Below are 16,444 nucleotides of genomic sequence, written 5' to 3'. Positions count from 1 at the left end.
GGCTCCGTCCGGGGCCGGCTTGCGGCGCGCTGAACGTCGGGCGCCACCCCCGCTGGTGGCGCCCATCGCGGCGGTGTCATAGTCGGCCCAGCCCACAGGGGGCTCGGGGAGAATCGCGATGCGCAGCGTTTGGACCACGGCCGCGTTGGCCTTGACCTTGGCGGCCGCGGCCGCCTGCAGCAAACACCCGCAGAGCGAGGAAGCCGCCGCGGCCCCGTCCGCAAGCGCGGCTTCCGCCCCCGATCGTGCGGGCGGCGCCGCCGCCGACCTGGGCGTGAAGCTGGCCTACGAACACGAGGTCGATCTCAAGGTCGAGGCGGCCGAGATTCCCAAGCGTCTGCGCGCGGCTCAGGAGGCCTGCAACGGCGGCAAGTTCGGTCCTTGCGCGGTGCTGGGCCTGCAGCAGCAGGGCGGCGATTTCCCCAGCGCCAGCCTGCAGGTGCGAGTGGTGCCCGCAGGCGTGGACCCGCTGATCGCGCTGGCCGGCAAGGGCGACGAGATCGCCAGCCGCAACACCCATGCCGAGGATCTGGCGGTGGTGATGCGCGACAACAGCCTGCTGCAGGACCGTCTGCGCAAGGAACACACGCGGCTGCTGGAATTCCAGGGCCGCCACGATTTGAAGATCCAGGACATGATGATCCTCTCGACCCAGATCGCCCAGGTCGAGGCGCAGTTGCAGGGCGCGCAGCAGGAAGGCGCGCAGCAGCAGCGCCGGGTCGATACCCAGTTGCTGACCCTGCGTTTCAACGCCCCGCAGTCGCAGGCCAACCGCAGCGAGATCGGCCAGGCCCTGGGCGACTTCGGCGCCATCGTGACCGGCGTGGTGGCCTGGATGATCCGCGCCTTCGCGGTGCTGCTGCCGCTGGGCGTGGTGGTGCTGGGCGCGCTGTGGTTGATTCGCCTGCTGCGTGGGCGCGGCCGCAAGGCGGCTTGAGTGCGCGCCGCCGCTTACTGGCTGTTGCTGTTCGCCGCGCCGGGCTATGCCGCTGCGGCGACGCCCGCGACCTGTCCGCCACCGGGTTGGGATCGCGCAGCGCTGGACAGCTTGAAGCGCGACGAGTTCGCGCTCGTCGATGCGGCTCGCCGTGAGGCGCTGGCGCAAGGGTTGCTGGCTTGTCTGGCCGACCCCGACCCGACTCTGCGCGACGGCATTGCCTATGAAGCCTTGTCGGCATGGATGCGCAAGGGCGCGTTGCCGGCTCCGGCCCTGCGCGGGCTGCGCGACGCCTTGTACACCCGCCTGGACGGCGCCGAGGGCGAGGGCTATGCACAGCCGTTCGCGGCCCTGGTGCTGGCCGAGGTCGCGCGCACCGATCGCGTCGCGGCCTGGATGAGCGCCGAGGAGCGCACGACGATGGTCGCGCGCGCGGTGCGTTACGAAACCTCGGTGCGCGACTACCGCGGTTACGACGCGCGTACCGGCTGGCGCCACGGCGTCGCCCATGGCGCCGACTGGCTGATGCAGTTGACCCTGAATCCGGCGGTGGACGAGGCCCAGCTGGTCGCGATCGTCGATGCGGTCGCGGCCCAGGCGGTGCCCGAAAGCGGGCACGCCTATGTCTTCGGCGAACCCGAGCGGCTCGCCGCGCCGGTGCTGTACGCGGCGCGGCGCGGTTTTCGCGACGAGGCGCAATGGACGGCCTGGTTCGCCGCCTTGCCGGCGCGCCTGGGCGATGCCAAGCAGGCTTACCGCGACCCGGTCTGGCTGGCGCGCCGCCACGACCTGCTCGCGTTCCTGCAGGCGATCTACGTCAGCGCCGACGTCTCCGACGACGCGCGCCTGCGCGTGCTGCTGCCGGGCGCGACCGCCGCGCTGAAAGCGATGCGCTGACCGCGAGCGACAGCCCCGTTTGTCTTCCCCCTTTGGAAAAGGGGATTTGAGGGGGATCTGCTTTTGAGTCGCGCGACCCCGGCGCTTACGTTTCGACAGCGCTCGCCAAGAACGGATCGGAAAGCTGCGCCAGGCTGGTCAGCGTTCCTCTTCGCTCTCGAATTCGACCAGCACATCCAGATCGAAGGCCAGCGCCTCCACCGCTTCGCGCACCTTCTCCGCGCTGGCGCGGTTGGGCGCGTCGATTTCGATCTCGTGCGTGCCTGGGCCGCGGTCGTCGGGCAGGCCGGCCGAGCTGGAATCGGAGTCGTCCATGCGCGGCATCAGGTCGGCGACTTCCTCGACGTGTTCGATGCCGTCCAGGCTCACCAGAAGGTTGCCGATGGCGCGGGCATCGTCTTCGCTACCGGTCACGCGCAGTCGCAGCAGGGGCATGGTTGGTTCCTATCGCGGGAAAGCAGGAACGAGGCTAGGCGCGGCCGGGCTAAGGCCATGTGACGGCGCGCGCGGGCGCGCATGCGCGTCATCCGGCGTCCACGGCGATGGAGTAGGGTGCGCGCATGAACACGAGCGAATCCGCCCCCGCACCGTCGGTGACCCTGCGTCCGCTGGAGCGCAGCGACCTGCATTTCGTCCATCAGCTCAACAACAATCGCAGCGTGATGGGCTACTGGTTCGAAGAGCCCTACGAGTCCTTCGTCGAGCTGGAGGAACTGTTCCGCAAGCACATCCACGACCAGTCCGAGCGCCGCTTCATCGTCGAGGACGCGCACGGCGAACGGGTCGGCCTGGTCGAGCTGGTCGAGATCGACCATCTGCACCGACGCGGCGAGTTCCTGATCATGATTTCGCCCGAGCAGCAGCGTCGCGGCTACGCGCGCGCGGCGACCCGGCTGGCGATCAGCTACGCGTTCCGGGTGCTGAATCTGTACAAGCTGTATCTGCTGGTGGACGTCGACAACCTGCGCGCGATCGCGATCTACGAGGGCGCGGGTTTCCAGCGCGAGGGCGTGCTGGTGGACGAGTTCTTCAGCGACGGCCGCTACCGCAGCGTGGTGCGGATGTGCCTGTTCCAGCATCAGGTGCTGAACCACCGCCGCGACGCCTGAGCGTCACGGCGGCGCGCCGCTTACTTGGCCTTGCCCTTGGCGGGTTTGGCGGGCTTGGCGGCCGGGGCCTTTTCGCTGATTTCGCGCGTGGGCAGCGGCACGTTGCACAGGTCGATGTGGCCGGCCGGCTGCTTGTACCACTCGTCGCGACGGTTGCGGCGCGACTCGATGATTTCGTCGAAGGCGGCGCTGTCGGTGCGCAGCACTTCGATCCCGACCCGGTCCTTCTTGGGCAGGTCGGCGGCCAGACGGATCGAGGCGATCGGCACGCGGTGGGCCGGGTTCTCGTAGAAGCCCAGCGCGCCGGTGCCGCGCGGCAGCACCGACAGCAGCTCCATGCCCTGGACCACGCGGCCGACCACGGTGATGTTGCGGTCGAGCTGGCGCGGCGACTGGCCGATCACCACGTACAGTTCGGTGCCGTTGCTGGAATCGGCGGCGACGTCGCGGCCGGCGCCGACCATGCCGTAGCAATGCGCGAGCCAGGCCGACTTGGCCGAGGTATCGCGCGCGGCCGGGAAGCCGTCGGCGAAGCCGACCTGCGGCGCCCAGCCGTCCGGGTCGGGCAGGACGTGGAAGGGCAGCTTGTCGCTGCTGCGCGCGAATTCCGCCGGCAGCTTGGCCTTGGTGCCCTTGCCCAGCGGCTTGCGGCTCTTGTCGTCCTCGGCCGGGTCGCCCCATTGCACGACGAAGTTGTCCTGCGAGCGGTTGATGCTCAGCCCGTTCCAATAGCCGTTGCGCGCGAGCGCTCGGATGTTGGCGACATGGGCGGGCGCGAAGTCGGGCGCCAGTTCGATCACCACGCGGCCGCGCGGCAGGGTGAGATACAGGGTGTCGCGCGGATCCAGCGCCCGCCAGTCGGTGGGTTTGGTGGCGTCGAGGATTTCCTGCATCGAGCGCGGCTTGGCCGCGTCGGCGGCCGCGGCGGTCAGCGGCAGGGACAGGGTCGCGGCGATCAGCAGCGGCGTCAGCCACGCCGGGCGCTGGGACGAGTACGGCTTCGAACGCATCGTGGAATCTCCCCTTCAGGTCGAGCGAGTGTAGTCGGCGGGCATGAAGTCGGTGAACACGTGCGGGCCCGGAAACCGGTGCTCGATCACGAAGCGGACGCGCCCGCGGCCGGGCCGGCACGGCCGCGCGCCGCGCGCCGCGCCATGGCGCCCGGGCCCCCGGGTGGGGCCCGGGTGGCCGGTAGTAAGGCCTAGTTACTAATGGCATGCGCGGTATAGCGAAGTTCGCACTACTGTGGACACCAAGCTAGTAGGACCGGGCCATGACCGACCTAGAACTCCACCTCCGCAAGTTCCAGAAAGAGCTCAGCGCCGGCACCGTGTCGCTGGCCTTGCTGGCCGTGCTCGGCGCCGCGCAGGAGCCGATGTACGGCTATCAGATCGCCAAGCGCCTGGAGCGCGAAGGCGAGGGCGTGCTCAGCGGCAAGCAGAGCGCGCTGTATCCGGTGTTGCGCAACCTGGGCGCGGCCGGCCTGCTCGACAGCCACGTCGAGCCTTCGGTGTCGGGACCGCCGCGCCGCTACTACCGCATTACCGACGCCGGTCGCGAGGTCCTGCACGAATGGACCGCGGCCTGGCGCGCCACCCGAGATTCCGTCGATTCCGTCCTTGAAGGACCTTCCGTATGAACGCCAGCCACGCCACATCGCTTCCGACTTCGATCCCCGATTACCTGGAGCGCCTGCGCGCGGCGCTGAGCGGTGCCGATCCGGCCCTGGTTCAAGACGCGCTCTACGACGCCGAGGAATACCTGCGCTCGGAGATGGCCGAGAACCCCGGCAAGAGCGAGGCCGAGGTGATCGCCTCGGTCGCCGGCAGCTACGGCGCGCCGGACGAGGTCGCCGAGATCTACCGCGACACCGAGGTCACGGTGCAGACGGCCCTGCGCACGCCGCGGCCGAAGCCGCGCAAATCGAGCGTGGGCCAGTTCTTCGGGGTGATCGCCGAGCCGCGCACCTACGCCGCGCTGTTCTACATGCTGCTGTCGCTGGCCACCGGCATCTTCTACTTCACCTGGGTGGTCACCGGCGCGTCGTTGTCGGCGGGCCTGGCGGTGCTGATCATCGGCATTCCGTTCGTGATCCTGTTCCTGGGCTCGGTGCGGGTGCTGTCGCTGGTCGAGGGGCGCCTGGTCGAGGTGATGCTGGGCGAGCGCATGCCGCGCAGGCCTCTGTACAGCGGGCGCGGCAAGCCGTTGTTCGATCGCATCAAGGACATGTTCGTCGATCCGCGCACCTGGGGCACGCTGTTGTACATGCTGTTGATGATGCCGCTGGGCATCATCTACTTCACCATCGCGGTGACCGGCCTGAGCGTGTCGTTGTCGCTGATCCTGGCGCCGATCGCGCTGCTGTTCGGCAGCAACGGCATGATCTGGATCGACGGTGTCAATCTGGCTTCGCAGTCGCAGCCCTGGACTTGGCCGCTGGCGGTGGCGTTGGGCATCGTGCTGCTGTTCGTGACCCTGCACATCGCCCGCGGCGTCGCGATCTTCCACGGGGCGCTGGCCAAGCATCTGCTGGTGAAGTCTTCGCAGTACAGCTGAGCGGAGCGTAGGTAAAACGCGAAGGCCTGGCGGATCGCTCCGCCAGGCCTTCGTCGTTTTTTAGGCTAAGCGAGTCCCTCTTAACCCACCCAACAAAGGGGGAGGCCTCAGCGAAGGCTTTTCTGCCTTTGACTCCGTCCTTTATCAAAGGGTGAAGCCGTGCGGCTTACGAACCGCAGGTTCGTGCACGGGTGAACGCCGGCAGGCTATGCCTGCTGGCCGGGCGGGTTGGGGAGGATTTGCTGTTACTTGGCTTTGCATCTGCTCTTCACGAAGGTCAACGGCTTCCGCCTGCTGCGCATGCGGGTTACTTTCTCTTGCTAGCCCAAGAGAAAGTAACCAAAGAGAAGGGCTAGCTTGGCCAAAGCTCCCCTGCGGGTTCGGGGCTGGCGCGGGGATTTTTCGAATGGACGTCCCTGTCCATTCGAAAAACGGCGCGCGTCCTGCGCGCCGCCCTTCGGGTCTACGGGTGGTCGTGTGAGTGCGGGGCTTTTGGACTTCAATGCCGCGACAACAGCAACAGCAACAGCAACAGCAACGGCAACAGCAACGGCAACAGCAACGGCAACAGCAACGGCAACAGCAACGGCAACAGCAACGGCAACAGCAACGGCAACAGCAACAGCAACAGCAACGGCAACGGCAACGGCAAGGGCAAGGGCGAGGGCAAGGGAGAGGCGGGAGCGACCGATCCGCAATTGCCTGCCGTAGGATGCGGTGAGCGAAAGCGAACCGCATCGTCGCGGGGTGGCCGGCATGCGGATGATGCGGTTGTCGTGGCATGCGCATGGCGAAAAGCGAAGGCCCGATGGATCGCTCCGCCGGGCCTTCGTTATGTCCCCTGTCCCGCACAGCGGAAGAGGGGGAGGGTCGCTAGCCCTTACGCCGCGTACTTGGCGATGAAATCGCGTACCTGCGGATACACCTGCTCGCGCCAGCGGCGGCCGCTGAAGATGCCGTAGTGGCCGGCGCCCTGGACCTCGATGTGTTCGTGGTCGGCGGCCGCGATGCCGGTGCACAGGCGGTGTGCGGCGCGGGTCTGGCCCTGGCCGGAGATGTCGTCTAGCTCGCCTTCGATGGTCAGCAGCGCGGTCTTGCCGATCGCGGCCGGATTCACGCGCTCGCCGGCCACGTCCCACAGGCCGCGCGGCAGCAGGTGTTCCTGGAACACGACGCGGATGGTGTCGAGGTAGTACTCGGCCGGCATGTCGAGCACGGCGTTGTACTCGTCGTAGAAGCGCCGGTGCGAGGCCGCATCCTCGAGATCGCCCTTGAGCAGGTCCTGATAGAAATCCCAGTGCGATTGGAAGTGGCGCTCCGGATTCATGGCCACGAAGCCGCTGTGCTGGAGGAAGCCCGGGTACACGCGGCGGCCGCTGCCGGGGTAGTTGGCCGGCACGTGATGGATCAGGTTGCCCTCGAACCACCACAGCGGCTTGTGCACGGCCAGGTCGTTGACCTGGGTCGGGCTTTCGCGGGTGTCGATCGGGCCGCCCATCATCACCAGCGAACGCGGCGTGGTCTCGCCGCGCGCGGCCATCAGCGACACCGCCGCCAGCACCGGTACGGTGGGCTGGCAGACGCTGATCACGTGCAGCTTCTCGGCGCCGATCAGGCGGATGAATTCTTCGATGTAGGCGACATAGTCGTCGAGGGTGAAGGCGCCCTCGCTGGCCGGCACCATACGCGCGTCGATCCAGTCGGTGATGTAGACCTTGTGGTCGCGCAGCAGGGTCTTGACGGTGTCGCGCAGCAGGGTGCTGTGGTGGCCCGACAGCGGCGCGACCACCAGCACCGGCGGATCGTCCTTGAGCTCGGCGATGTTGTCGGCGTCGTCGGCGTAGCGCTTGAAGCGCAGCAGGCGGCAGAACGGCTTGCGCTTCATCTCGCGCTCGATCACCGGGTAGGTGTCGCCGTCGATCTGCAGCGAGTGGATGCCGAACTCGGGCTTCTCGTAGTCCTTGCCGATCCGGTACAGCAGCTCGTAGCCCGCGGCCACGCGCGAGGCGCCGGGCACGGTGGACAACCAGCTGCCGGGGGCGGCGAACATCTTGGAGCCGGCATCGGCCCAGTAGGTCATCGGCGCCAGCCAGGCGCGGCCGAGTTCGTGCATCTGGTAAAGCAGCATCGGGCGGATCCCCAGGAACGGCGGTGAGCGAACGGCGGTTTGCTGCGGCGCAGCATAGCCGATAGCGCGGGCCCGGGGGTTAAGCCGGGGTGGGCGTTCAGCCCGCGGTTTCCAGGGCGGCCGCGCCCTCGCGCAGGGCCGGGCCCAGCCACAGGTGCGAGCCCAGCGGGGCGAAGCCGGCGGCCTGGAAGCGCTCGCGGTAGTAGCGGGCCGGGCGGCGCTTGAAGCCGACCGTGTCGCCGTCGACGCCGTCCTCGCGGGTGAAGGTTTCCAGGAACGCGACCCCGCCGCAGAGCTCGGCCAGCCCAGGCAGGCCGCGTTCGAGCTCGCGCGGGCTCAGGTAGTGCAGCACATCGCTGCACACCAGCAGGTCGACCGGCGGGCAGGGGCGCAGGGTCTCGAAATCGCCGAAATGCGCGTAGTGCAGGTTGCGGCGCGCGCCGTGGCGGGCGACCGCGTACTCGCTGCTGTCGAAGCCCAGGTAGCGCAGCTTGGGGCGCAGCTTCAGCAGCGGCGCGCGCCAGGCGGCCTCGCCGGCACCGATGTCGAGCACGCTGCGGATCGGGCGCTCCAGGTGGTATTCGGCGCTGGCCACGGCCAGGGCGACCTTGCGCTGCAGGCGGGCGCGGCCGCCGATTTCGGGGTCGCGGTACCAGCGTTGGAAGTAGTCGCGGTCGTACTGTTTGCTCATCGTGTCCTGCATCGGTGCGGTGGCGTCGTCCGCGGGCGGCGGCGTGGCATCCTAGCGCGGCCGCGCGCCCGGCCCGCAACCGCCACCCATAGGAAGCCTGCGATGAACGCCTATTTCTGGACCAAGACCGCCCATGTCGTGTTCGTGATGGCGTGGATGGGCGGGGTGTTCTATCTGCCGCGGATCCTGGTCAATCTGGCCGAGGTCGGGGACGAGCCGGCGGTGCGGGCGCGCTTGGTGTTGATGGGGCGGCGGCTGTATCGCTTCGGGCACATCATGTTCGGGTTGGCGGCGTTGTTGGGGCTGACGTTGTGGCTGCATTTCGGCATCACCGGGGAGTGGCTGCATGCCAAGTTGACGCTGGTTGTGTTGATGCTGGGGCACTACATCGTGTCCGGGCGCTGGCTCAAGGGAGTCGATAAGGGGCGGGCGCTGCCTAGCTCCAGGACGCTGCGTTTATTCAATGAGCTGCCGGTGTTGTTGCTGGTCGGGGTGGTGTATCTGGTGTTGGCCAAGCCGTTCTAGGCGCGCGCGTACGAACCGCAGGTTCGTGCGCGACCGAACGCCGACCGCTTGCTCTTAGCTCCTCGCTCTTAGCTCCTTGCTCCTAGCCCTTGGCTCTTAGCTCCCTCCTTTGGAAAAGGAGGGTTGGGGAGGATTTGCTTTTGCTGTTGCTTCGTCGGCTCGGTCCGAAGGTCAACGGCTTCCGCCTGCTGCGCATGCGGGTCACTTTCTCTTGCTAGCCCAAGAGAAAGTAACCAAAGAGAAGGGCTAGCGTGACCAAACCTCCCCTGCGGGTTCGGGGCTGGCGCGGGGATTTTTCGATAGGACATCCCTGTCCTATCGAAAAACGGCGCGCGTCCTGCGCGCCGCCCTTCGGGTCTACGGTCGGTCGTGTGAGTGCGGTGCTTTTGGACTTCAATGCAACGGCAACGGCAACGGCAACGGCACCTGCACCTGCACCTGCACCTGCACCTGCACCTGCACCTGCACCTGCAACGGCTAGCGTGGCTGCGGCGGTTGGCACGGCTAGGCCTTGCTTTTGCCGGCATTCCCGCGAAAGGGGCAGTGCCTTTAGGGAGGAGCCGCACGTGCGCCTGTAATGGCCATCGAAGTTAGTGGCGCTTCAGCAGTTATTACCGCTAACGCAGGCGGCGTGCGTTTGCGGGTCATCGCCGCGCGCTGCAGCGAACGCCCCGACCGTTGTGTGGTCGGGGCGGGTGGGTTGGAGTGAGGCTCGATGCGTCGCGATAACTTCAGCGACTCTTGAAATCTTCCGGCTTGGGCAGGGTCACCGGCACCTGCTGCGCGTCGCAGTCGCCCTTGGCGCACAGCGCCGCGCGCAGTTTCGGCATGGCTTGCAGCATGAAGTGGAAGATCGTGTTCTGTTCGACGCTGCCGCGGACCGCGTCGCTGCCGGGGCCGCGGGCCCAGATGCCGACGTCGTCGCCGCCGTGGGATTCGTTGCTGGTCGGTACCAGCGACTCCTGCAGGTAGTCGGGCTGCTCGGTGTCCACGTGGGTCAAGTCGGGGCGGCCGTGCTCGGCCTGCTGGGTGCCGCTGGCGGTGTGCAGGAAGCGCTTGGGGCCTTCGGGCTGCTGCGCGCTGGCGCCGACGTAGCCGGGGCCGTTGCTGTAGTTGAGGGTGGTGTAGGGCATGCCCAGCGAGTCGCGCGCGTAGTCGGCGGCGTCGCCGTCTTCGCCGCTGGTGCCGCGCACCTTGCCCAGGATCGGATTGCCGCGCACCGGATAGCCGACGAAGCTGAGGGTGTGCGAATGGTCGGCGGTGACCAGGATCAGGGTGTCGTCGGCGGAGGTCGCTTCGCTGGCGGCGCGCACCGCGTCGCTGAGGGCGACGGTTTCGGTGAGCGCGCGGTAGGCGTTGCCGTAGTGGTGGGCGTGGTCGATGCGGCCGCCCTCGACCAGCAGCACCCAGCCGCTGTCGCCCTTGTCGGCGCTGAGGCGGTTCAGGCGCGCGATCGCGGCGCGGGTCATCTCGGCCAGGCTGGGTTCGCCGGCGCCGTCCTTGGGGCGATCGTGATCGAACTGCATGTGGTCGGGTTCGAACAGGCCCAGCAGCGGCTTGCCGGCCGGCGCGGCCGCGAACTGTTTGGCGTTCCAGACGTAGCTGCCGTCGGGGTGGCGCTGCTTCCAGCCCGCGATCAGGTCGCGGCCGTCGAGGCGCTGGCCGACCTTGTCGTCGTACTCGGGATCGCGCTGCTCGACGGTCATGAAGTTGGTGCGGCCGCCGCCCATCAGCACGTCCGGGCCGTTGCCGTAGGGCGATTCGATCATCTGCCGGGCGATGTCGCGGCAGCCGGCGGTCTTGGCGTCCTCGGGCAGGTCGGCGTCGTTCTCCCAGTTGCGGTCGGCCGAATGGCTGAAGGTCGCGCCCGGGGTGGCGTGGGTGACGCGGGTGGTGGTGACCACGCCGGTGGCCAGGCCGCTGCCGGCGGCGAGTTCCCACAGGCTCAGGATCGGCGCGGCCAGGGCGCCGGTGCAACTGCCGCGCGCGGCCTGCTGGCCGATGCTGAGCACGCCCGCGCGCGTCTTCACGCCGGTGGCCATGGCGCTCATGGTGCCGGCCGAATCCGGAGTCTGCGAGTCGGTGTTGTAGGTCTTGCTGAGCGCGGTGGAGGGGAAGCGCTCCCAGCTCAGGCGGTTCTCTTCGCCCGGGCCGCCCTTCTTCTGTCCTTCGTAGATGCGCGCGGCGGCGACCGTGGTCAGGCTCATGCCGTCGCCGACGAACAGGATCACGTTCTTGGCCTTGCCGCCCATCGCGCCGCGCGCGGCGGCCTGGCTGGCGCCGTCGCGGAACCACCACTGGGGGGTTTCGTCCTGGGGATGGCGGATCGTGGGCACGTCGACCGCGAGCGTCGCGGCGCCCACGGCGGCGGCGCTGGCGGCGCGCGGCGGCGCCGAACTGGCGCAGGCGCTGAGGGACAGGGTGACGGCGAGGGCGAGGCAGGCGGTGCGCGTACGGGACATCTCGGGGACCGGTGGCGGACGAAACCGCGATTATGACCTGCGGTTGTTGCTGGAATGGGATACCGGTGTTGCACCGGCGGGGGTCGCCGCGGTCGGGCGCCTCGGCTAAGGTGCTGGTTCGTCGCGGCGAGGTATGCGCATGACCCTGGTGTCGGCCTGGTTCAAGATCCCGTTCTGGCAACGGGTGCTGGGCGGTTTCGTGCTCGGCGCGCTCGCCGGCTGGCTGATGGGGCCCGCGGCGGAGACCTGGTTCGGGCCGCTGGGCAAGCTCTACGTGACCCTGATCAAGATGATCGCGGTGCCGCTGGTGCTGTTCGCGGTGATCAACGCGGTCGCCTCCCTGCATGGACAGAAATCGGTGGCCGCGCTGGGCGGGCGCACCTTCGCCTGGTTCGCGTTCACCGCGGTGCTCGCAGTCGGCGTCGGTCTGACGGTCGCGCATCTGGTGGCGCCGGGCGAGGGCGTGGGCACCTTGCAGATCGCCGGCGACTACAAACCCAAGGATGTGCCGCCCGCGATCGACGTGCTGCTGGGCGTGGTGCCGTCCAATCCCTTCCAGGCCATGGCCGAGGGCAAGGTCCTGCAGGTGATCTTCTTCGCCGGGCTGATCGGCTTCGCCCTGGTCAAGCTGGGCGATCGCGTGGCCGGGCTGCGCAAGCTCGCCGGCGAAGCCAGCGACACCATGATCCAGATCACCCGCTTCGTGCTGGAGTTCACCCCGCTGGGCACCTTCGGCCTGATCGCGGCGCTGATCGGCGGCTACGGTTTCGAGAAGCTGCTGCCGCTGGGCAAGTTCGTGATCGCGCTGTACCTGGCCTGCGGCCTGCACATCGCGGTGGTCTACAGCGCGCTGCTGCTCGCGCACGGCCTGAACCCGTTGAAGTTCTTCCGCGGCGCGTTCCCGGGCATGCAGGTCGGCTTCGTGGCCTCGTCCAGCTTCGCCGCGCTGCCGGTCTCGCTGCGCAGCGTCACCCACAACCTGGGCGTGGACAAGAACTACGCCGCGTTCGCGGTGCCGCTGGGCGCGACCATCAAGATGGACGGCTGCGGCGCGATCTATCCGGCGATGGCGGCGGTGTTCATCGCCCAGTACGCGGATCTGGACCTGTCGCTGTCGCAGTACCTGGTGATCATGCTGGCCTCGGTGCTGGGCAGCTTCGGCACCGCCGGCGTGCCGGGCACGGCGGTGGTGATGGCGACGGTGGTGCTCAGCGCGGCCGGCCTGCCGTTGGAGACCATCGGCTATCTGTACGCGATCGACCGCGTGCTCGACATGATGCGCACCATGACCAACGTGACCGGGCAGATGCTGGTGCCGGTGCTGGTGGCCAAGGAGACCGGCCTGCTCGATCGCGCGGTGTACGAGGCCGCGTCGACCAACGTCGGCCTGGAGTCGGCCGAGGCGGTCGGCAAGGAAGGCGGCTGATCGAGGCCGCGATGCTGGATGTTCCGCCGCGCGATGGTCGTGCGGCGCGCCAATCGATAGAGAGCCCGCGATGCCCGACGCTGCCAACCTGATCGCCTTCGCCCTGATCGCGCTGGGCATGGTGCTCACGCCCGGGCCGAACATGGTCTATCTGATTTCGCGCTCGATCTGCCAAGGGCCGAAGGCGGGCCTGATCTCGCTGGGCGGCGTCGCGCTGGGCTTCGTGTTCTACATGCTGTGCGCGGCACTGGGCATCACCGCGCTGGTGATGGCGGTGCCCTACGCCTACGACGCGCTGCGCATGGCCGGCGCGGTCTATCTGGGCTACCTGGCCTGGCAGGCGCTGAAGCCGGGCGGGCGCTCGCCGTTCCAGGTGCGCGAGTTGCCGCAGGACAGCCCGCGGCGGCTGTTCGCGATGGGCCTGATGACCAACCTGCTCAACCCCAAGGCGGCGGTGCTGTACCTGTCGCTGCTGCCGCAATTCATCGACCCGGCCAAGGGCAGCGTGCTGGCGCAGTCGGTGGCCCTGGGCAGTTTGCAGATCGCGATCAGCGTGACCGTCAACGCGGCGATCGCGATCAGCGCCGGCGCCATGGCCGCGTTTCTCGGCCGTCACCCGACCTGGTTGTCGGTGCAGCGCTGGCTGATGGGCACGGTGCTGGCCGCGCTGGCGGTGCGCATGGCGACCGAGGCGCGACGCTGAGGTTTCAGGCGCGCCGGTTTCGCGCGCGCCGGCTTCAAGCGCGAGAGTAGCGCCAGGACTGCATGCGGCCGTCGCGGTAGGGCATCACGCCGTGGAAGGCGCGCGGGTCGGCGTCGAACACCAGGGGCAGGAATTCGCGGTCGCCTTCCCACATCGGCAGGTCGTGCAGGCGCTCCAGCGGCACCCATTCCAGCGTGCCCTCGGGATTGCTCGCGAACGGCGTGCCGGTGTAGCGGGTGATGGTGAAGATGAAACCCAGCCAGTCCTCGCCGTGCTTGCCGAAGCCCGGCCAGCTGATCGTGCCGCGCAGGTGCAGCTCGTCGCAGACGATGCCGGCCTCTTCGAAGATCTCGCGGCGCATGCCCGCCACCACATCCTCGTCGCGCTCGAGCTTGCCGCCCAGGCCGTTGTACTTGCCCAACTGGTGGTCGTCCGGGCGCGCGTTACGGTGGACCATCAGGACTTCGCGCCCGTCCGGCGACAGCACATAGCCCAGGGTGGCGACGATCGGGGTGTAGGGCATCAGCGCGCTTCCTTGGCCTTGGCGGTTTGTTCGGCCAGGGTCTTGTCGAACGCGCGCTCGGCCTGGTCGGCGTAGGCACGGCAGCTCATCGGGGTCTGGTGCGGGGCGGCGGTGTCGGCCGGGTTCCAGCCGCTGGCGTCCGGGTGCGGCGTCAACAATAGATCGCAGGGCAGGTCGCGCACGGCGGCGAAACCGCGCCGGTAGTCGTCGACGATGCGCGGATAGCGCGGGTTGCCGATCAACTGGTAACCCGGCGCGCTCAGGCTGTCGGCGTAGGCGATGTGGGCGGGCTTGCCGTCGATGCGGTCGTCCCAGGTCCAGCTGATGCTGCCGGGCGTGTGCGCCGGGGTGAAATGGGCGGTGAAGCGCAGGCCGCCGAGTTCGACGGTTTCGCCGTCCATGACGATGCGCTGGACCTGCACCGGCGGGAACAGCATGCCCTCGCCGAAGTGGATGTCGTCGCTGCCGCCGCGTGCCAGCAGCACCGCGGCCTCGGCATTGCCGACCACCTGGGCGCCGGTCGCGCGCTGGATCTGCGCCAGGGCGCCGATGTGGTCGATATGGGCGTGGCTGTGCAGGATCAGCTTGAGCTGCGAAGGTTCGACGCCGAGTGCGCGCATGTGCTTCAGCAGCATGTCGCCGGCCTGCGGCAGGCCGGTGTCGATCAGCACGGCGCCGGCGTCGGTCTTGATCAGGACCGCGCTCAAGCCGGCGGTGCCGATGTACCAGCTGCGTTCGGCGATGCGGAACGGCGCCACCGGCTGGCGCCAGCTGTCCCGGCTGGAATAGGCGCGGGCTTCGGGGAGCAGGGGGTCGGCGGCGGTGGCGTTGCCTGCGGCGATCAGGGACAGGGCGAAGGCGAGTGCGGCGTGGCGGAGCGACGGCATCGGCAGGTTCGAGGGGCGTGCGAGGGGGCACACAGTGTCGGCGATTCGCGCGGACGCAGCCAGCATCGGCGCGCGATAGTGCGGGTTTTTCCCGCATTGCGCCGGGTTCGCGTCAAGCGTCGCGTCCACACGTGACTTCTGGCCCGGTATGCCGCGCTGGGGCGAGGTTAGGGTGGGAGTCTTCTGGGGAAAACGGAGACTTCCATGCGCCTGCGCCATCTCGCGCTGCTGCTGGCCGGACTGACGACGACTTCGGCCGCGCTCGCCGCCGACGCCGATCGCTGGACCTTGCCGGTCGCGGTCAAGAAACTCGACAACGGTCTGACCGTGGTCGTGTCCGAAGATCACACCTCGCCCACGGTCGGCGTCAGCGTGGTCTACCACGTCGGCATGCGCCTGGAACCCAAGAACCGCACCGGCTTCGCCCATTTGTTCGAGCACCTGATGTTCGAGGGCACGCCGAACGCGAAGGAGGGCGTGTTCGACCGCGTGATCACCGGCGGCGGCGGCCGCAACAACGGTTCCACCCGCGCCGACTTCACCAACTACATCGAAGTCGCGCCGGTTTCGGCCCTGGAGCCGATCCTGTGGCTGGAAGCCGACCGTATGAAGACGCTGGACTTCAATCCGACCACGCTCAAGAACCAGCAAGACGTGGTCAAGGAAGAAATCCGGGTCAACGTGAAGAACCAGCCCTACGGCGGCTTCATGTGGATCGACATCGGCCAGCAGGCGTTCCAGAAGTGGGAGAACAACCACGACGGCTACGGCAGCTTCCAGGACCTGGAGAACGCCAGCCTCGAGGACGTGGCCGCGTTCCACCGCGACTACTACGGCCCCAACAACGCCGTGCTCGGCCTGGCCGGCGACATCACGCCGGAGCAGGGTTTCGCGCTGGCGCAGAAGTACTTCGGCCAGATCCCGGCGCGCAAGACGCCGGCCGCGCCGGACTATCGCGAAGGCCTGAACACCCAGGAGAAGCGCATCGTCCAATCCGACGCGCTGGCCCAGGTGCCGGCGATCGCGGTCGGCTGGAAGATGCCCGACCGCGGCAGCAAGGACCAGGCGCCGATGGCGGTGCTGGGCGCGCTGCTCGCCGACGGCGACGCTTCGCGCTTCTATCAGGGCACGGTCAAGGGCCGCGAGCTCGCGCTCAACATGGAGCTGCTGTACGGGCTGACCAGCGAATGGGAATACGACGGTCCGACCCTGTTCGTGGTCAATGCGCTGTACAAGCCCACCTCCAGCGCCGATGCCTTGCTCAAGGCTTTCGACGAAGAGATCGCCAAGGTCGCCGACCAGGGCGTGGACGAGGCCACGCTGAAGCGGGTCAAGACCCAGTTGCTGGCCAATTGGTACAACGGCCTGGAGACCTTCATCGACCGCGCCGACGCGCTGGCCAAGCTGCAGACCCTATGGGGCGATGCCGGCGTGGTCAACCAGATTCCGGGCTGGATCGAGGGCGTGACCTCGGCCGACCTGCAACGCGTGGCCAAGACCTATCTGACGCCGGCCAATCGCACCGTGATCGACCGCAAGCCCGCCGCGATGCTGGCCCCGGCCGCCGCGCCCGCCGCCGCCAAGAAGAACTGAGGAGACG

At 68.3% G+C, this 16,444-nt stretch carries 17 protein-coding genes; 9 read left to right on the top strand and 8 right to left on the bottom strand.

What is annotated here, in order from left to right:
• The first annotated feature begins 118 nt into the window (after nt 1-118).
• Both BMZ45_RS10535 and BMZ45_RS10530 read left to right on the top strand, forming a co-directional pair.
• Entirely contained in the window at nt 119-937 is an 819-nt protein-coding gene (locus BMZ45_RS10535) for a DUF4349 domain-containing protein (protein ID WP_091635966.1), read from the top strand.
• Nucleotides 938-1,834, top strand: coding sequence for a DUF2785 domain-containing protein (locus tag BMZ45_RS10530; protein WP_217643183.1), 897 nt, complete (start codon nt 938-940; stop codon nt 1,832-1,834).
• Nucleotides 1,835-1,972: 138 nt separating this feature from the next.
• On the opposite strand, the gene BMZ45_RS10525 is transcribed toward BMZ45_RS10530, so the two are convergent.
• The gene (locus BMZ45_RS10525; protein WP_091635963.1) at nt 1,973-2,269 is read right to left on the bottom strand and encodes a hypothetical protein; all 297 of its coding nucleotides are present in this window, start codon (nt 2,267-2,269) and stop codon (nt 1,973-1,975) included.
• Between the two features lie 125 nt (nt 2,270-2,394).
• Between BMZ45_RS10525 and speG the strand changes: the two genes are divergently transcribed.
• A complete protein-coding gene (speG, locus tag BMZ45_RS10520) occupies nt 2,395-2,943 on the top strand; it encodes a spermidine N1-acetyltransferase (RefSeq protein WP_057162685.1) in 549 nt (182 codons plus the stop codon).
• A gap of 20 nt (nt 2,944-2,963) precedes the next feature.
• Here the strand turns inward: speG and BMZ45_RS10515 are convergent, their stop codons facing one another.
• A complete protein-coding gene (locus BMZ45_RS10515) occupies nt 2,964-3,836 on the bottom strand; it encodes a peptidylprolyl isomerase (RefSeq protein ID WP_254776612.1) in 873 nt (290 codons plus the stop codon).
• A gap of 380 nt (nt 3,837-4,216) precedes the next feature.
• Here BMZ45_RS10515 and BMZ45_RS10510 point away from each other — a divergent pair, with 380 nt between their 5' ends.
• Both BMZ45_RS10510 and BMZ45_RS10505 read left to right on the top strand, forming a co-directional pair.
• Nucleotides 4,217-4,582, top strand: a complete 366-nt coding sequence (locus tag BMZ45_RS10510; RefSeq protein WP_091635957.1) for a PadR family transcriptional regulator — start codon at nt 4,217-4,219, stop codon at nt 4,580-4,582.
• Nucleotides 4,579-5,499 (top strand): sensor domain-containing protein, encoded by a 921-nt coding sequence (locus tag BMZ45_RS10505; protein WP_091635955.1) that lies wholly within the window; start codon nt 4,579-4,581, stop codon nt 5,497-5,499. The genes BMZ45_RS10510 and BMZ45_RS10505 overlap by 4 nt, the downstream gene beginning before the upstream one ends.
• Before the next feature lie 499 nt (nt 5,500-5,998).
• Here BMZ45_RS10505 and BMZ45_RS21660 read toward each other — a convergent pair whose 3' ends face one another.
• The 3 genes from BMZ45_RS21660 to BMZ45_RS10490 all read right to left on the bottom strand — a co-directional run bounded on the left by BMZ45_RS21660 (nt 5,999) and on the right by BMZ45_RS10490 (nt 8,318).
• The gene (locus BMZ45_RS21660) at nt 5,999-6,169 is read right to left on the bottom strand and encodes a hypothetical protein (RefSeq protein ID WP_217643182.1); all 171 of its coding nucleotides are present in this window, start codon (nt 6,167-6,169) and stop codon (nt 5,999-6,001) included.
• 210 nt (nt 6,170-6,379) lie between these two features.
• Entirely contained in the window at nt 6,380-7,624 is a 1,245-nt protein-coding gene (phaZ, locus tag BMZ45_RS10495; protein WP_091636416.1) for a polyhydroxyalkanoate depolymerase, read from the bottom strand.
• A gap of 100 nt (nt 7,625-7,724) precedes the next feature.
• A complete protein-coding gene (locus BMZ45_RS10490; RefSeq protein ID WP_091636413.1) occupies nt 7,725-8,318 on the bottom strand; it encodes a class I SAM-dependent DNA methyltransferase in 594 nt (197 codons plus the stop codon).
• 102 nt (nt 8,319-8,420) lie between these two features.
• Here BMZ45_RS10490 and BMZ45_RS10485 point away from each other — a divergent pair, with 102 nt between their 5' ends.
• Nucleotides 8,421-8,843 (top strand): CopD family protein, encoded by a 423-nt coding sequence (locus tag BMZ45_RS10485; protein WP_091635950.1) that lies wholly within the window; start codon nt 8,421-8,423, stop codon nt 8,841-8,843.
• A 731-nt stretch (nt 8,844-9,574) separates the two neighbouring features.
• Here the strand turns inward: BMZ45_RS10485 and BMZ45_RS10475 are convergent.
• Nucleotides 9,575-11,305, bottom strand: coding sequence for an alkaline phosphatase (locus BMZ45_RS10475; RefSeq protein WP_091635945.1), 1,731 nt, complete (start codon nt 11,303-11,305; stop codon nt 9,575-9,577).
• Between the two features lie 139 nt (nt 11,306-11,444).
• On the opposite strand from BMZ45_RS10475, the gene BMZ45_RS10470 reads away from it, so the two are divergent.
• The gene (locus BMZ45_RS10470; RefSeq protein WP_091636411.1) at nt 11,445-12,731 is read left to right on the top strand and encodes a dicarboxylate/amino acid:cation symporter; all 1,287 of its coding nucleotides are present in this window, start codon (nt 11,445-11,447) and stop codon (nt 12,729-12,731) included.
• Nucleotides 12,732-12,801: 70 nt separating this feature from the next.
• The gene (locus tag BMZ45_RS10465) at nt 12,802-13,434 is read left to right on the top strand and encodes a LysE family translocator (protein ID WP_091635942.1); all 633 of its coding nucleotides are present in this window, start codon (nt 12,802-12,804) and stop codon (nt 13,432-13,434) included.
• A 34-nt stretch (nt 13,435-13,468) separates the two neighbouring features.
• Here the strand turns inward: BMZ45_RS10465 and BMZ45_RS10460 are convergent, their stop codons facing one another.
• Together BMZ45_RS10460 and bla are read right to left on the bottom strand one after the other, a co-directional pair.
• Complete coding sequence (locus BMZ45_RS10460; protein WP_056172736.1) at nt 13,469-13,957, bottom strand: NUDIX hydrolase; 489 nt, start codon at nt 13,955-13,957, stop codon at nt 13,469-13,471.
• Entirely contained in the window at nt 13,957-14,844 is an 888-nt protein-coding gene (gene bla, locus BMZ45_RS10455; RefSeq protein WP_091635941.1) for a subclass B3 metallo-beta-lactamase, read from the bottom strand. Before bla ends, BMZ45_RS10460 begins: the two co-directional genes overlap by 1 nt.
• Before the next feature lie 204 nt (nt 14,845-15,048).
• Between bla and BMZ45_RS10450 the strand changes: the two genes are divergently transcribed.
• A complete protein-coding gene (locus BMZ45_RS10450; protein ID WP_091635938.1) occupies nt 15,049-16,437 on the top strand; it encodes a M16 family metallopeptidase in 1,389 nt (462 codons plus the stop codon).
• Nucleotides 16,438-16,444: the final 7 nt, after the last annotated feature.

It is taken from the genome of Lysobacter sp. cf310 (genome assembly GCF_900114355.1).
Taxonomy (GTDB): Bacteria; Pseudomonadota; Gammaproteobacteria; order Xanthomonadales; family Xanthomonadaceae; genus Lysobacter.
This window is presented reverse-complemented; position numbering and strand designations above follow the sequence as displayed.

Coding starts and splice junctions, on each gene's coding strand:
- BMZ45_RS10470 (WP_091636411.1), top strand. CDS start 11,445: ATGACCCTGGTGTCGGCCTGGTTCAAGATCCCGTTCTGGCAACGGGTG.
- BMZ45_RS10490 (WP_091636413.1), bottom strand. CDS start 8,318: ATGAGCAAACAGTACGACCGCGACTACTTCCAACGCTGGTACCGCGAC.
- BMZ45_RS10510 (WP_091635957.1), top strand. CDS start 4,217: ATGACCGACCTAGAACTCCACCTCCGCAAGTTCCAGAAAGAGCTCAGC.
- BMZ45_RS10505 (WP_091635955.1), top strand. CDS start 4,579: ATGAACGCCAGCCACGCCACATCGCTTCCGACTTCGATCCCCGATTAC.
- BMZ45_RS10460 (WP_056172736.1), bottom strand. CDS start 13,957: ATGCCCTACACCCCGATCGTCGCCACCCTGGGCTATGTGCTGTCGCCG.
- bla (WP_091635941.1), bottom strand. CDS start 14,844: ATGCCGTCGCTCCGCCACGCCGCACTCGCCTTCGCCCTGTCCCTGATC.
- BMZ45_RS10515 (WP_254776612.1), bottom strand. CDS start 3,836: ATGCAGGAAATCCTCGACGCCACCAAACCCACCGACTGGCGGGCGCTG.
- BMZ45_RS10485 (WP_091635950.1), top strand. CDS start 8,421: ATGAACGCCTATTTCTGGACCAAGACCGCCCATGTCGTGTTCGTGATG.
- BMZ45_RS10475 (WP_091635945.1), bottom strand. CDS start 11,305: ATGTCCCGTACGCGCACCGCCTGCCTCGCCCTCGCCGTCACCCTGTCC.
- BMZ45_RS10450 (WP_091635938.1), top strand. CDS start 15,049: ATGCGCCTGCGCCATCTCGCGCTGCTGCTGGCCGGACTGACGACGACT.
- speG (WP_057162685.1), top strand. CDS start 2,395: ATGAACACGAGCGAATCCGCCCCCGCACCGTCGGTGACCCTGCGTCCG.
- BMZ45_RS10535 (WP_091635966.1), top strand. CDS start 119: ATGCGCAGCGTTTGGACCACGGCCGCGTTGGCCTTGACCTTGGCGGCC.
- BMZ45_RS10525 (WP_091635963.1), bottom strand. CDS start 2,269: ATGCCCCTGCTGCGACTGCGCGTGACCGGTAGCGAAGACGATGCCCGC.
- BMZ45_RS10465 (WP_091635942.1), top strand. CDS start 12,802: ATGCCCGACGCTGCCAACCTGATCGCCTTCGCCCTGATCGCGCTGGGC.